This window comes from Alkalihalobacillus bogoriensis ATCC BAA-922 (genome assembly GCF_000621445.1).
GTDB lineage: Bacteria > Bacillota > Bacilli > Bacillales > Bacillaceae_F > Bacillus_AO > Bacillus_AO bogoriense.
Genome location: NZ_JHYI01000012.1, coordinates 59,167 through 75,284 on the forward strand (window position 1 = coordinate 59,167; position 16,118 = coordinate 75,284).

General features: G+C 38.3%; 12 protein-coding genes and 1 pseudogene. 2 read left to right on the forward strand and 11 right to left on the reverse strand.

From position 1 onward, the window contains the following. Nucleotides 1–62 precede the first annotated feature (62 nt). The 5 genes and pseudogenes from T323_RS0105205 to T323_RS0105225 form a co-directional block, all read right to left on the reverse strand. The gene (locus tag T323_RS0105205) at nt 63–419 is read right to left on the reverse strand and encodes a phage holin family protein (protein ID WP_026672321.1); all 357 of its coding nucleotides are present in this window, start codon (nt 417–419) and stop codon (nt 63–65) included. Nucleotides 420–445: 26 nt separating this feature from the next. Next, nucleotides 446–1,543, reverse strand: a complete 1,098-nt coding sequence (locus T323_RS0105210; protein WP_026672322.1) for a DUF4097 family beta strand repeat-containing protein — start codon at nt 1,541–1,543, stop codon at nt 446–448. Between the two features lie 89 nt (nt 1,544–1,632). Then, nucleotides 1,633–4,505 (reverse strand): annotated as a pseudogene (gene uvrA, locus T323_RS26035) (excinuclease ABC subunit UvrA). A gap of 6 nt (nt 4,506–4,511) precedes the next feature. Continuing rightward, entirely contained in the window at nt 4,512–6,482 is a 1,971-nt protein-coding gene (uvrB, locus tag T323_RS0105220) for an excinuclease ABC subunit UvrB (RefSeq protein WP_026672323.1), read from the reverse strand. Between the two features lie 253 nt (nt 6,483–6,735). After that, nucleotides 6,736–6,960: a DUF2198 family protein gene (locus T323_RS0105225; RefSeq protein WP_026672324.1), complete on the reverse strand. Its 225-nt coding sequence runs from the start codon at nt 6,958–6,960 to the stop codon at nt 6,736–6,738. 163 nt (nt 6,961–7,123) lie between these two features. Here T323_RS0105225 and T323_RS0105230 point away from each other — a divergent pair, with 163 nt between their 5' ends. Further along, nucleotides 7,124–7,750 carry a class I SAM-dependent methyltransferase gene (locus tag T323_RS0105230; RefSeq protein WP_026672325.1) on the forward strand — a complete coding sequence of 209 codons (627 nt, stop codon included), beginning with the start codon at nt 7,124–7,126 and terminating at the stop codon, nt 7,748–7,750. A 266-nt stretch (nt 7,751–8,016) separates the two neighbouring features. Here the strand turns inward: T323_RS0105230 and T323_RS0105235 are convergent, their stop codons facing one another. The 5 genes from T323_RS0105235 to T323_RS0105255 form a co-directional block, all read right to left on the reverse strand. After that, complete coding sequence (locus tag T323_RS0105235; protein ID WP_026672326.1) at nt 8,017–9,198, reverse strand: PDZ domain-containing protein; 1,182 nt, start codon at nt 9,196–9,198, stop codon at nt 8,017–8,019. 194 nt (nt 9,199–9,392) lie between these two features. Next, entirely contained in the window at nt 9,393–10,862 is a 1,470-nt protein-coding gene (locus tag T323_RS0105240; protein ID WP_026672327.1) for a S41 family peptidase, read from the reverse strand. A 698-nt stretch (nt 10,863–11,560) separates the two neighbouring features. Beyond that, nucleotides 11,561–12,307 (reverse strand): glucosamine-6-phosphate deaminase, encoded by a 747-nt coding sequence (gene nagB / locus T323_RS0105245; RefSeq protein ID WP_026672328.1) that lies wholly within the window; start codon nt 12,305–12,307, stop codon nt 11,561–11,563. Beyond that, nucleotides 12,304–13,497, reverse strand: coding sequence for an N-acetylglucosamine-6-phosphate deacetylase (nagA, locus tag T323_RS0105250; protein ID WP_026672329.1), 1,194 nt, complete (start codon nt 13,495–13,497; stop codon nt 12,304–12,306). The genes nagB and nagA overlap by 4 nt, the downstream gene beginning before the upstream one ends. A gap of 83 nt (nt 13,498–13,580) precedes the next feature. Further along, nucleotides 13,581–14,318, reverse strand: coding sequence for an SIS domain-containing protein (locus T323_RS0105255; protein ID WP_051556384.1), 738 nt, complete (start codon nt 14,316–14,318; stop codon nt 13,581–13,583). A gap of 129 nt (nt 14,319–14,447) precedes the next feature. On the opposite strand from T323_RS0105255, the gene T323_RS0105260 reads away from it, so the two are divergent. After that, nucleotides 14,448–15,188 (forward strand): GntR family transcriptional regulator, encoded by a 741-nt coding sequence (locus T323_RS0105260; RefSeq protein WP_026672331.1) that lies wholly within the window; start codon nt 14,448–14,450, stop codon nt 15,186–15,188. Nucleotides 15,189–15,229: 41 nt separating this feature from the next. On the opposite strand, the gene T323_RS0105265 is transcribed toward T323_RS0105260, so the two are convergent. Next, nucleotides 15,230–16,114, reverse strand: coding sequence for a carbohydrate ABC transporter permease (locus T323_RS0105265; protein ID WP_026672332.1), 885 nt, complete (start codon nt 16,112–16,114; stop codon nt 15,230–15,232). Between the last annotated feature and the right edge of the window lie 4 nt (nt 16,115–16,118).

Below are 16,118 nucleotides of genomic sequence, written 5' to 3' on the forward strand. Positions count from 1 at the left end.
TAATACAAAAACCCCACAAGTCAGCTTTCCACTTGTAGGGTCATGTATACATACGTCCTAGGTTATCGTTTCACCATCGGCTCGACGATTATTTTTTGAATGAGCGCATTTAAAATGGAAATAATCACTGCCGCTAGTATCGCCATTCCAAATCCACTGATGACAAACGCATCGCCCATTACCCATGCTGTTAACGAAAGAGTAATCGCATTTATCACAAATAAAAACAACCCTAGTGTTAAAAACGTCACCGGCAATGTAAGGATGATAAGAAGTGGTCTCACAACAGCATTAAATATCGACAGCAACACACTAGCGATAATCGCTGCCATGACACCTGATAAATAAAAATTATCAAAGAAGCCAGCCACTACAATTAACACAACGGTATTTACTAGTAAATGAACAAACCAACTCATAGGAAATCAAATCCTTTACGTTACGATTAACGATGTTTCACCGTAATTGAACCTGTATTCGTTTCTCCAAATAATTTCACGCCGAATGGCTGTTGTTTATTAGACGTAAATCCTAAAGTCTTTTGGACAAAATCTTTCTTTTCTTCGGTAATTTCTAGTCTAGCTAAATCACAAGAAAAACCACCGACATTTGTTTTTAGCTTCCCCTCGATTCTTGCCTCTTCCGGAAGCATTATTGTCACTGTTCCTGTAGTCGCTTTCGCTTCGACATAACATGCTTTTTCTACTTTATCGAGGTTATAAAACACTGCCCCGTTGACCGTTTCAATATCGATATCTGTTACCGTTCCATCAACATCAATTCCACCATTGACTGTTTTCACTTCGGCTTTATCTGCTGATACAAATTTAATATCAATCGGGCCACTTACTGTTTCCGCAAACAACCGTTCACACTTTGTGTTAGAGAGTTTAATGCTTCCATTCACTACTTTTGTTTCAACCGAAGTGGCTTTTGTATCAGTCACTTTTAAGTGACCATTAAAGGAGTATAACTTAAACGTTTCATATTGTTTTTTCGGGACATAACATGTCGCTTGTAGTTTTATATTTTTTACTTTCGTATAAAAACGAAGTGTTGAACCTTCTGGATCAAAAACAGCTTCACGCAACAATATCGTTCTTGCTTCCTCTGTATCGAGGGCTTTATACACTTTTGCCTGACATTCAATTCGAACATCATTTTCTTCCCATGGAACAATCGTAATCGAACCATTTTCTACAGAAAAGTCTAGTGAATGTGCTTGTAAGCTTTTATGGTGAAAAATGTGGCTTACTTCAACGTACGTACCAAAATTAAAGTCCAAGTCAAAGTCTTTAATTTTTTGAATGGCACTTTCAATAAAACTCGTAAACAAACTCGTTCCTGACGATTGACGATACGATGTTTTTTGCTTATGAAATTCATCACTATCCCAATCTACTCTCGTTGATAATTCTCCTTTTGTCATCTTTGGCTCATCTTGTTGTGGCTGTGGCTCTGATTTTTCTTCTCCCAATGCCTGCAGTAACTTTACGCCTTCTTCCGCCGTGATTTTACCGTCTTCGACCATTTTTAAAATCATTTTTTTTCATCCATGCCACTCTCTCCCTTTCGGAACATTAAATCAATCATTAATGTATACGTGGTTATACAAAGAAAGTTACAAAAAATTTAGCCTTTTATTGTTTCTTTTTGTTGAATTTTTTCTTTCATTCTTCTTTGGTCGCGCTCTAATATCGGCGATAAATATTTTCCAGTGTACGAACCTTCCACTTTCGCGACTTCTTCCGGTGTTCCTTCGGCTACAATCATTCCACCTTTGTCGCCACCTTCTGGACCTAAGTCAACAATATGGTCGACGGTTTTAATGACATCTAAATTATGTTCAATGACAAGCACCGTATCCCCATTCTCGACGAGTCGTTGCAACACGATTAATAAACGAGCAATATCATCGACATGAAGCCCTGTCGTAGCTCATCTAATATATACAATGTTTTTCCAGTTGAGCGTTTATGAAGTTGAGAAGCTAACTTCACCCGTTGTGCTTCTCCACCTGAAAGTGTTGTTGCAGGCTGGCCTAATGTAATATACCCTAAACCGACATCCACTAACGTTTGAATTTTCCGTTGGATTTTTGGAATGTTGGCGAAAAACTCTAACCCTTCTTCAACCGTCATTGCAAGAACATCAGCAATTGTTTTTCCTTTATACGTAATATCTAACGTTTCTCGATTATATCGTTTTCCATGGCATACCTCACAAGGGACATACACATCAGGTAAAAAGTGCATTTCAATTTTAATAATGCCATCACCACGGCATGCTTCACAACGTCCACCTTTGACATTAAAGCTAAAGCGTCCCTTTTTATACCCACGAACTTTCGCTTCGTTTGTCATTGCAAAAACATCGCGAATATCATCAAACACACCTGTATAAGTAGCTGGGTTAGAGCGCGGTGTGCGCCCGATTGGAGATTGGTCAATATCGATCACTTTATCGACCTGTTCAATCCCTTCCATCTTCTTGTGTGCACCTGGCTTATCTTTACTTCTGTACAATTTTTGCGCTAGTGATTTATATAATATTTCATTGATTAATGTACTTTTACCCGACCCTGATACACCAGTAATCGCAACAAATAAACCGAGCGGAATCGACACAGACGTATTTTTTAAATTGTTTTCGGTCGCCCCTTTAATCGTAAGAAACCTATCGGATGATTGTCGTCGTTCCACTGGAAGAGGAATGAATTTTTCACCTGACAAATATTTCCCTGTTAATGAATTCGGATTTTTCATAATTTCCTCTGGTGTTCCTTGAGCGGTAATCATCCCCCCATGAACACCTGCACCTGGACCAATATCGATAATATAATCGGCTGCCAACATTGTATCCTCATCATGCTCGACAACGATAAGTGTATTTCCGATATCGCGCATATGCTTTAACGTCTCAATTAGTCTGTCATTATCACGCTGGTGAAGACCAATGGATGGTTCATCTAAAATGTACAAAACCCCCATTAACGATGACCCTATTTGAGTCGCTAAACGAATCCGTTGCGCTTCTCCTCCAGACAATGTACCTGCCGCTCGATTTAAGTTTAAATAATCAAGACCGACATTAATTAAAAAGCCGAGACGGTCATTAATTTCTTTTAATATCATACGGGCAATCGCGGCTTCTTTTGGTGTTAGCTCTAACCCTTCAAAAAACTGAAGCGCTTCTTTTATGGAAAATGCCGTTACTTCACCTAGATGCTTTCCGGCGATAAAGACAGCCAAGCTTTCTTTTTTCAATCGGTACCCTTTACATGTCGGACACGCCTTTTGGATCATATACATTTCCATTTGTTCTCGAATATAATCAGAGCTTGTTTCATGATAACGTCGTGCTACATTTGGAATGACACCCTCAAACTGAACGAGGTTTTCTCGAATTTGTCCAAACTCATTTTCATAACGGAAATATATACGGTCTGTTCCACTTCCAAATAACACTTTTTCAAGTAACTGGTTTGGAAGTTGTTCAACTGGGACATCCATATCAATACTGTAATGTTCACATACTGCTTCTAAAAGCTGTGGGTAATATTGAGAACTTGTCGGTTCCCAAGGAGCAATCGCATTCTCTCGCAAAGTTTTCGAGCGATCTGGCAAAACAAGATCAAGATCAACTTCTAATTTTGAACCGAGACCATCACAAGTTGGACATGCACCAAATGGGCTATTAAATGAAAACATCCGTGGTTCAAGCTCAGGAATCGAAAAGCCACATTGTGCACAAGCATGATGCTGGCTAAACAAAAGCTCTTCTTCACCTATAACATCAACGATGACACGGCCATCAGATAAAGAAAGTGCCGTTTCTAATGAATCGGTAATGCGTGTTTGAACTCCTTCTTTAATGACAACTCGGTCAACAACTACTTCAATATTATGCTTTTTATTTTTATCAAGAGAAATCTCTTCGGCTACTTCCCGAATTTCACCATCAACACGGATACGAACAAACCCTTGCTTTTTTAAATCTTCGAGAACCTTCACATGTTCACCTTTACGGCCCGATATGACAGGAGCTAAAATTTGCATTTTTGTACGTTCTGGATATTCTAATATCCGGTCGACCATTTGTTGAACGGTTTGTGATGAAATTTCAACCCCGTGTTTTGGACAAACAGGGCGTCCGATTCTGGCATATAAAAGCCGAAGATAATCATATATTTCTGTCACTGTACCGACTGTAGAACGTGGATTACGACTTGTTGTTTTTTGGTCAATTGAAATTGCAGGTGACAAACCTTCAATCGCATCAACATCTGGCTTGTCCATTTGCCCTAAAAACTGTCGAGCATATGCAGATAACGACTCTACGTATCGTCGTTGCCCTTCTGCATAAATCGTATCAAACGCAAGGGATGATTTACCTGACCCCGATAAGCCCGTTAGGACAACAAGCTTGTCTCGAGGAATTTTCACATCAATGTTTTTTAAATTATGGGACCTCGCTCCCTTAACGACAATGTTTTCTATCGCCATCTATTATCATCCTTCCGCTTTTAACTCTAACACTAAGTCACGAAGCTCAGCAGCCCGTTCAAAATTCAGCTCACGAGCGGCGTCTTTCATTTCTTTTTCAAGACGTTCAATTAAAGCAACACGCTCTTTTTTGCTTAACTTTGTTTGAGTTGGTGCTTTGTATTCCTCTTCTGCTTCCGCCGCATATGTCGCCTGAACAACATCTGGAATTCGTTTTTGAATCGTTTTTGGTACAATTCCGTGTTTTTCATTATATTGTTTTTGTGTCGTACGGCGACGTTCTGTCTCATCCATCGCGATTTGCATCGATTTTGTTATTTTATCACCATACATTATGACATGACCTTTCTCATTTCTCGCCGCTCGACCAATCGTTTGAATTAAGGAACGTTCTGACCGTAAAAAACCTTCTTTATCGGCATCTAAAATCGCGACAAGCGAAACTTCTGGAATGTCCAATCCTTCTCGTAACAGGTTAATCCCAACAAGAACATCAAATGTGCCTAAACGCAGCTGACGAATAATGTCTAGCCGTTCTAACGTTTTTATTTCTGAATGCATATAACGAACTTTGATCCCAATTTCCTTTAGATAATCCGTTAAGTCTTCAGACATTTTTTTCGTTAATGTCGTCACTAACACTCGTTCATTTTTCTTCGTACGCTCATTAATTTCGGCAATTAAATCATCAATTTGACCTTCACTTGGTCGTACATCAATTGTAGGATCGATTAATCCAGTTGGTCGAATAATTTGCTCAACGACTTCAGGTGTTTGCTCTAATTCAAGCGGACCTGGAGTTGCTGAGACATAAACGATTTGATTTATCTTTTCTTCAAATTCTTCATATTTTAATGGACGATTGTCTAAAGCAGAAGGCAAACGAAACCCGTGATCAACAAGTACTTGTTTTCTCGCTCTATCCCCATTGTACATTCCACGGATTTGTGGCAATGTCACATGAGATTCATCAACAACAATTAAGAAGTCATCAGGAAAAAAGTCAACTAACGTATATGGTGTTGCCCCTTCTTCTCGCAATGTTAAATGACGTGAATAGTTTTCAATTCCTGAACAAAATCCCATTTCTCGCATCATTTCTAAATCATATTTTGTTCGTTGCTCTAATCGCTGTGCTTCAAGTAATTTTCCTTTTTCGTTTAATATTTTTAATTGTTCTTCTAATTCTTTTTCAATCGCTTCAATCGCTTTTCGAAGTTTTTCTTCACGAGTAACGAAGTGGGAAGCAGGGAAAATCGCGACATGATTTCGTTCGCCCTTTATTTCTCCAGTTAGAGCATCCACTTCTGTGATTCGGTCAATTTCATCGCCAAAAAACTCGACTCGAATACATTGCTCGTCTCGTGAAACCGGGAAAATTTCAACAACATCGCCACGGACTCGAAATGTTCCCCTTGTAAAATTAATATCATTGCGATCATATTGTATATCTACTAGATTTCGGAGTAGTTCATTACGTTCTTTTTCCATTCCTGTTCGAAGTGAAACGACGAGTTCCCCGTATTCTTCCGGCGAACCTAAACCGTAAATACAAGAGACACTTGCGACAATAATGACATCTTTTCGTTCAAATAACGAACTCGTAGCAGAGTGACGTAATTTATCAATTTCATCATTAATACTCGCATCTTTTTCTATATACGTATCTGTATGTGGAACATATGCCTCTGGCTGATAATAATCATAATAACTAACAAAATATTCAACGGCATTGTTTGGAAAAAACTCTTTGAATTCACTATACAGCTGTCCCGCTAATGTCTTGTTATGGGCAATAATTAAAGTCGGTTTATTCACTTCTTTAATGACGTTTGAAATTGTGAATGTTTTTCCTGTTCCAGTTGCCCCTAGTAACGTTTGGTATTTTTTATTCTCTTTTATCCCTTGAACCAATTTTGAAATCGCTGCAGGTTGATCTCCTTGTGGTTCATAAGAAGAAACGAGGTTAAAGTCCAAATTCCATCACTCCTCGAAAAAGATTGAATCGTCATATTCTTCCATAATCAGTATTCTCATTATACCACAGGAACTATGAATTCCAAACATTTTTACGAACGTATATTCTCTTTTTTATAGTTAATTTCCATAATTTGGTTATTTATTGTCGTGCAGCTTAAGGTGTTATTGATAAGAAATAAAATAAAGCGAAAAAAGAGGGAGAGGGAGAAGAAAATAAAAAAACACTTGAATTCAAGCGTTTCCTTTATGGTTACATTCCAGGTTTTTTTCTCAATAATTTTTTTGCAGCCATCCAGCCGAAATAAAGAGACAAACAGGCAAGCGCAATGACAAAAAACGTTTGTTCATGAATACGAACTGCCACAAACATAATCATAAAGGTGACAATGAACGCCCCTATCAAACTAAAGGCTACTCTCGTAACTAAAACCATTATAATAAACGGAAGTACTAGTGCTACTATTACATCCACCATATTTTCACGTTCTCCTTCCGTTTTTATCCTAATAAAATTGATAAATCGAAAATTATTATAACAAATAAATCTCGTTTTCTAAAGGAAAACACATTTTTCCTTTTCCAATTCTTACGGTATACTGCATATAATTGTTCAATTAACTAAAAAAGTAGGGAGATACATGCAACATTCAACTATAGATCGGATCAATCCAAGAAACGAAACAGAGGTTAGTGGCCTATTATTAGAGCATTTTGCTCGTTATTATTTTTCAACACCTTATATTCATGGAGGGCGAGTATTAGATTTCGGCTGTGGAAGTGGGTATGGTAGTCAAATGATTGCGAAAATATTAAAAAAGGAAATCGAAGAAGTTGTTGCCATTGATATTGACTTGCCTTCGATTACAGAAGCGAAAGCCTATTATTATCATCCTTTAATTACTTTTTTACAGGAAGATTGTCTTAATAAGCAACTTCCCACAACGATTGGAAAGTTTAAAACCATATTATCGTTTCAAACGGTTGAATATATTCTAGATAAGACTGATAAGACGATATTTATGGAAAATGTTTATGAATTATTACAACCCGGGGGAACTCTTATTTTATCAACTTTACTTAAAACAAACGAAACAAAGGTGCTAGAAGCTTCCCCTATTCGACCTCTTAGACAACAACAGTTCATAGAGCTGTTTACTACTTTTTCACAAGTTGAATTTTATTATCAACGCGGGGTCACGATTGAAAAACACCGAGACAATACGCATTACCCGGTTGGAGTTGCTGTTTGTAGAAAATCACTATAGTCCAGGTAGCAATGACGAAGGGCATCGGACATTTATTCTGCTATTTGTATGAAAAATAAAGTATTTGAAATGCTTTCGGACACCTGTTTCGCTAATGACCACTACTTCGGCCATTTCGCTTCAAAAAAAGGGGAAAAGCGGAACAGGTGTCCATAAAGAATGAGAAAATGGAGAAAAAAAAAGGAATAACTGAACAGGTGTCCGCTAACTCCCTCTCCCTCTCTAAGCTGTAAAAAAAGAACCATAGATTACCTATGGTTCCTTAATTAGACGATAGAATCTTGAATTTCTTTCTCCTCTTTTACGAACATCACACCAATTTGATAATGTTCGCCATCGTAAATCGCTGTATTAGCAAAACGAACTTCGTTATTTTCATCTTTCACTTCTAATTTACAATAGGCAGGATTTCTTTGTAATCCTTCATAAAACTCCGAAGGGCTATTCACAGGGATACCATTAACTTTTACAATAGTCTCCCCAATTTTTAAACCTATTTTTTCAGCAGATGAGCCTGGAATCACAGCTACTATAACTACTCCTCTTTCACGAAGAGTAAAATAACTTACAGCATGTTCTTCTTTTTGTTTCAACAGTTGATAAAGAATTTCTCGACCAACAAGCGCGACAATCGTGGCGATGACAACAAGCGGGGTGTAGAAAAAGCTAGCAGTGGCTAATGCTAACACTAGCAAGCTTAACCCGATGACTCTTAATCCATATATTTTTATTTTATGATAAGGAATACCAGAGCGAATAAGGGCTGAAAACCCGATGAAAAACGGCAGGACCATAACTCCATATCCTCCGCCTTCAACTGGCGAAAGTATCGGCCAATAAAGAAAATCAGGAACCGACCCATTCGGTACGAGTACAACTAGTGGTACAAACCATAACCGTCTAGTTAAATGTGTTCCAATCCATTTGCCACGTTGTCCAATTTCTATTCGTGGAGAAGAATGTTGATACCCACGGTAACGAATAAGAAAGCCTTCTGCTAATAATAGCAAGGCAAACAAAATTGTAACATTAACAATCCACATGGATGCCGTATCTTCATTCACGAAGGGCAAAGACCATCCAAATGTTTCAATTGCTAGCAAAGTTAAAATAGACCCGGCTAAAATATAAGCTGGCGAGAGAAAGCGGACGATTGTTGTTGCCATAAAAAAAACATAAGCAAGTCCGATGATGACAATCGTTTGAACTGATAATGTTACCCCTACCCCTATAAGAAAGATAGACACACAGACACCTGCTACTATACCTGAGGCGAGTGGCTTACGTAAATCATCGATAAAATCATAGATTCGGGTATGAAAGTCACGTCGTTCTCGCTTCACTCGGCGAATTCCCATGAGAATAGCAAAAAGAAGACCGAGGTAAAACAACGGATGTATAAAAAAAACACCAAGCGCTTTTAGTGCTATAAGTATGGTTTCGATCATGACTCTCTCTTCCTTCCATCTAAACCTTCATTTGTATAAGAAAAACGCGGGAGCGTCTTTTCGTTTCAAGCTTTCAAAACTTCATTGCTATACCCAAATTTTTATGCTTTCTATCAGTAAAAAAAAGAAGTACATGAATAGTATATCACTATCCGATGTACTTCGACATGGTGAAGTTGTAATCCTGCTCTTTTTTAGTTTCCATTTACAATTAATTCAAGTGCAGTTTGCAACTGCACATCATTTTTCTCATCACGAATCATTTCAATGACTTGTTCTTGAATAGCAGAAGCAGTGTCTGCATCAATTACACCTGTTGACGGTAAATTATGACGTTCTTGGAATGCAGAAACAGCATTTGTTGTTTGTTCTCCGAAATATCCATCCGTTCGACCAGGTTCAAACCCTAACCCTTTTAACATCATTTGTGCATTTCGGATTTGCTCATTTAACATGTCAAATTCCAAATCTTCTTCAACCGTAATCGGTGGTAAATAGAAATAGTCTGGCTGTCTAACTTCTACTGTCGGGTCAATACCAACTTCGTTAATAAAGTTTCCGTCTGATGTTAACCATTTATACAAGGACAGCTTTATTTCACTTCCATCACCTAGTTTAATTGCCGATTGTACGGTTCCTTTTCCAAACGTCGTTTCCCCAACAAGGTCATAATTGCCGGCTTCTTTTAATGCACCTGCTAAAATTTCGGAAGCGGAAGCACTTCCTCCATCAATTAATCCGACGATCGGGTATTCTTTTCGTTCTTGTAAAGATGATAAATAACGGACACGTTCTCCTTCACGATTTTCGATTTGGACGATCGGTAATCGCTCAGGAATAATCAGTTTGCCTATTTCTTCGACAACATCCAAATATCCCCCTGGATTACCCCGTACATCAATAACAAGTCCGTCAATACCTTGTTCTTCAAATGCTTTTAATTCCTTTTCAAAATGCTCAGCTGTATCTTTTGAAAAGGAGGTGATTTCTAAAACACCAATCGTTTGACCTTTATGTTCAATAGTATTCGGTCTCACTGTTTCAATTGGGATTTCATCTCGTTCAATGTCAAGTGTAATCATTTGAGACACACCTGGTCTTTCAATTGTTAATTTTACAACCGTCCCTTTTTCACCGCGGATTTTTAATACTGCATCATACAATGATAATCCTTCAATTGATTCTCCATCGATTTCAACAATCCGATCATTTGGTTGGAGACCCGATCGCTCTGCTGGCGAATCTCGAAATGGAGCTACAATTGTGACATGCCCATTATTCATACTTACTTCCGCACCGATTCCGGAAAAATGGGAATCAAGTGATTCTTCAAATTGCGCTGCTGTTTCAGGGTCCATATAAACAGAGTACGGATCCTCTAACGTGCCTAACATCCCTTCAATCGCACCTTCTAAAAGGGTCTGATTATCGACACCTTCCACATACTGTTCACTTATGAGCTCAAACGCCTTTTTGAATTTTTCAGATGCTTGTTCATCTAATTCAGCGGGCAGTTCGATCGGGAACGTTCCGGCATTATCTGCTACAGCATTGTTTGGCATGGTCTCTTCCCCATTTACAAAAGACATGCCAACATACATGCCACTGGCGCCAATAAGAAATGAAAGAATTGTAGCGAATAAAGTTGTTTTTACTTTTTTCATGAATACCCACCTCTTCTTTGCAGGAAGAGGCACTACATCAACGATGCAATGCCTCCTACAACCATGTATTGTAGTATATGAGGAGCCTGTACTGAATATGAGCTTTCTTTCACAATCAGGCTTTCTTTCATTTTCATATATCTTTAATCTACTATAAAACATTCCTATAATTCAAGCGGGAACTGTTACCGATTTGAACTTTTCCTGCATCCGATTACGATTTCTTTGCCATGGGCTAACATAAGAAAAACGCGAGAACGTCTTTTCAAGCGAAGTGCGGAGTGCTGCTCGCTTTTGACAGTGAACCCCAAGTGCTCTTCTTGGGGTGAAACGCGCAGGTGCGTAGCCTTCGTTCTTCTAGAAGAAGCCTCCAAAGCTTCGTTGCTTGACCAAAATTTTTATACTCCCTCATTTGTCTGATTTTTGCGGTCAGAGCAGCCGTTATTTGTGAACATGATACGGGTTTCCGTTTTTTAGCGGCCACAGGAGCCCTTATTTACGCAAAAGCCACTCTATTCCTAGCAATATATTATGATTAACTGCTCCTGAGTCCACCAACGTTCCAAAACACTAGTAATGTTCACAGATAACGGTTTTCATGGCCGCTTACTTACGATAAAAAACAAAATCGCTAACCCGATAAACCCGACCCAAGTGTTGAATAATTCACTTGGTGTTAAAAAAAGCTAAACCTCCACTTATGTTAGAGGTTTAGCTTTCGTTACAAATTGCAACGCCTGTTCATCGGCGACAATCGTAACATTCGGATGTTTTCTTAATACGGAAGCAGGAAAGCTTTCTTGAATATCGCCTTTCATCAACTGTTCAAACGCCTTAGCCTTTTCGTTGCCTGAGATTAAAAGGACGACCTTGTCGCTTTGCATAATCGTCTCAATTCCTGCCGTAATCGCTTGAGTAGGAACATCATCTACATGTGGAAAATATCTTGCATTTGCTTTTCTCGTTGACTCTGCTAAGTCGACAACATGTGTACGGGAGTGAAACGATGTACCTGGTTCATTAAAACCGATATGACCGTTTTTGCCAATTCCTAATATTTGCAAATCAATTCCGCCGGACGATTCAATAAGCTGCTCATATCGATTGCATTCTGCTTGTAAATCTCTTGCCACACCATTTGGAATATGACAATGGTCTAGTTCGATATCGATATTTGAGAAAAATAATTTGTTCATATAATAATGGTAACTATTTTCGTTTGATGATGCCAACCCGACATATTCATCTAAATTAAATGTAGTTGCTTCAGCAAAGGAGACGATTCCTTTTTGATACGCTTGAATGAGTTTGTCATACGTCCCTTTCGGTGTCCCACCTGTTGCTAATCCTAATACACTATTTGGTTTTCGCTTGAGCTGTTCAATTACGATTTGAGTAACAGCTTCACTCATCGCTACATAATCTTTCGTTTCTACAATGTTCATTGTACCGTCTCCTTTTCATAAGCGAGTTGACCACGGCAATAGGTGAACATCACATTGAAGTCATCATCAACTACAACAAAATCGGCATCTTTCCCAATGGATAAACTTCCTTTACGGTCATAGACATTCAATTCTTTTGCCGGATTAACAGAAGTCACTTGAATCACCTCTTGCATCGAACAACCAGTATATCGTTGGAAATGACGAGCTCCTTCATTTAACTTTAATATACTTCCTGCTAACGTATTATCCTCTAACGTTGCCCGGTCATGTAACACAGTTACTTGCTGACCACCTAAGTCATATTGTCCATTTTGTAAACATTTCGCTCGAATCGAGTCTGTAATTAAAACTATGCGGTCAGCTCCCTTTTGCCGATACGCTAATTCAATCATTTCCGGACAAATATGAATTCCATCTGCAATCATTTCAACATGCAGCTCATCCAGAAGTAATGCACCCCCTACAACACCTGGCTCACGATGATGCATACCCGTCATTCCATTAAACAAATGTGTGACATGTGAGGCACCTTTTTTAACCGCAGCTACAACATCATGATATGTTCCATTTGAATGACCAATCGAGACAACAATATCATGAGCAACTAAATAGTCAATCAACTCGTCAGCTCCATTGACTTCAGGAGCTAATGTAACAAGCTTAATCTGTTGACCTGACGCCTCATTCCATTTTTGAAACATTGCAACATCTGGTTCTATAATATACTCAGATGGTTGCGCCCCTGCTTTATGAACATTTATAAATGGCCCTTCTAAATGAACACCTATCACTTCAGCATAAATAGACTCAGTTATCGATTGGTATTCCTTAACAGCTGTTAATGCGGCTGTTATATTTTCATTCGATTGAGTCATCGTTGTCGCTAAAAATGATGTTGTCCCTTCTTCAGGCAATCTTTTTGCAATCGTTTCAATCGCTTCCACTGTTCCATCCATCGTATCTGCACCAGCTGCTCCATGAATATGAACATCAATCATACCGGGAATGATGTGATACGCTTTTGGCACTTGAACTTCTTCTATGCTTTGCTCATCCTCATTAAGAGTTTGAACAGTACCCATTTCAATAATTTTTCCATTTGCCACTTTCATATATCCTTCTTCTATTGTTCTGTCTTCACCATGAATAGTACAACCTTTGATGATAAATGACTTCTGTTGCATCATACATGATTCCTCCATTCCCTTTCCTCTTAAATAACTAGCTGTCTATACCTATCTATTTTTCTTTTAGCCTTGCTTTATATTTGTTATCCATTCTTTGTTAATAAAGGTATTCTCTCTCTATACTTCATAATTAATGTATCATTATGGTTATTTTCATCATCAACATTACCACTCATAAACACAGGGGGGACTTTACCCGCTTCTCCTAACAGATCGATGACATCGGTTAAAATATTATTAACTATAAACGAGCAGAAAATTGTCGATACTGGCGCGTAAGGCACAGCAACATTTTGATGGCTCATGACCGCATCCCCAATCGGTACATGATTGTCTAATACAAGATCAACATGTTCACTTAAATGCTTTTTACTTTTATGTCTTGATGGTAATGAGCGATAGGCAGTTGAAGTTAAACCAATCACAAAGCAGCCTTTCTCTTTTGCTGTCATCGCAACATCAATGGGAACCGCATTTCGGCCTGAATTCGAAACAACGAGCATAATATCTTGGTCATTGATTTGTTCATCATTGACGATTTTGCTTCCTAAACCCTCTTGCTTCTCTAACATCGAAGAACGAACCGCTCCTTCATGAAGCATTAGCTTTTCTACTAAAATCGGATTTATCGTTGCTAACCCACCGGCACGGTAAAACATTTCTTCTGCGATCATATGCGAGTGACCACATCCAAACACATGAAGAACACCGCCATTTTCAATGGATTCCGTTATTTTCAAGGCCGCTTGTTTCATTGGTAACGCTTCTAGCTTTTTTATTTGCTCCATGCCATCCATTACTTTTTGAAAATAATTTTGCATGCTTATGTCACACCTCTCTAATCTATTCACAGGGCGAAAAATAAATATAGTTGTCTATACTTTACTCTATAAAAATGAAAGTAATAATGGTACGATAGAAATAGCCAATTTAGCGAAAGGAGTACGCTGATGATTGATAAAAATTCACCATTACCTATATATTATCAGTTAGAAAACAAAATTCGTGAAATGATTGATTCCGAAGAACTAAAGCCAGGAGATACACTCCCTTCGGAAAGAGACCTTTCAGAAAAATACGATATTAGTCGAATGACCGTTCGCCACGCCATTAACAATCTTGTTCATGAAGGCTACTTGTACCGCCAAAAAGGAAAAGGAACTTTTGTTTCCCAAAAGAAATTTGAACAAAACCTTCACGGGCTTACAAGTTTTACGGAAGATATGAAACTACGTGGCTTAAAGCCCGGAAATAAACTGTTGAATTTTAATACGATAGCTGCAAATGAACATGTGGCAAAAAAACTCGCCATTTCCCCAGGTGACCTTGTTTATAAAATCCAACGCGTCCGTCTTGCCGACGATAACCCGATCGCCATTGAAACAAATTATATTTCTACTGACTTGCTTCCTGATTTAACAACAGAAACAATGGCAACAATTTTAAGTGGTTCATTGTATGACTATGCAGAATCAAAATTAAATTTAAAAATTGAAAATGCCCAACAAATAATTGAAGCTTCGGTCGCTAACGATTTCGAAATCGAACATCTTCATCTTGAGGACGGAGATCCGATTTTATTAATTGAACGAAATTCGCAACTTTCAAATGGAACGCCATTTGAATTTGTAAAATCCGCCTATCGTGCAGACCAATATAAATTTATCATTGATATTAAACGAAATAAATAAAACCCACTTAGGAAGCAACGCAAACCGTAGCTTCCTTTTTGTTATCCTTTCACCGCACCTGCTGTTGCGCCTTTTTCAAACGTACTTTGCGCAAATAAGTAGGCAATGATGACCGGAATAACGGTAATGGCAATAGAAGCTGTCATTAAGCCATAATCAGTACCATATTGAGAACTGATGTGTGCTAACAACACTACGATTGGACGAACGTTTGAATGTTCCACTAATACGAGTGAAGCAAACAAATCATTATACGACCATAAAAAAACGAAAATCCCACATGTCGCAAACACAGGTCTTGAAATCGGAACAAAAATCTTGGTAAACATTTTCCAACGTGAGCACCCATCCATCACAGCAGCTTCTTCTAACTCTTTCGGAATTGTCGCCATATATCCTGCCACAACTAATATTGTGAACGGTAAAAATCCAGCCGTATGAGGAATAATTAGACCCCAGTACGTATTCACTAAGTCAAGTTTGATAATCATGCGATAAACAGGAACAATCGTCGCAAACGCTGGAATTAACAAGCTCATCACGAGAACAGTTTGAATTAGACCACGAAAGCGAAATTTCATTCTCGCGATAACAAACGCGGCCATTCCCCCAAATAATAAAACAAAAAACACAACAGAACCTGACATAATAAAACTGTTCAAATAACTTCGTCCAATATCAATCGTATTAAAGGCATTCACGTAATTTTCTAGTGTTGGGTCGGTCGGAAAAGAAAACGAAGAATTAACAATATCTCGTGACGGCTTCAATGAATTTAACAAAACCCATACTAATGGAAAAATTGTTGTGATGGCCCATAACGATAAACAAATATATACAAACATCCTTCCAAACTTTGATTGCGTCACATATTGCTGTTGAAGTTTTTCCCATACCGTTAGTTGATTGGTTTTAATTTCAGCCACGATT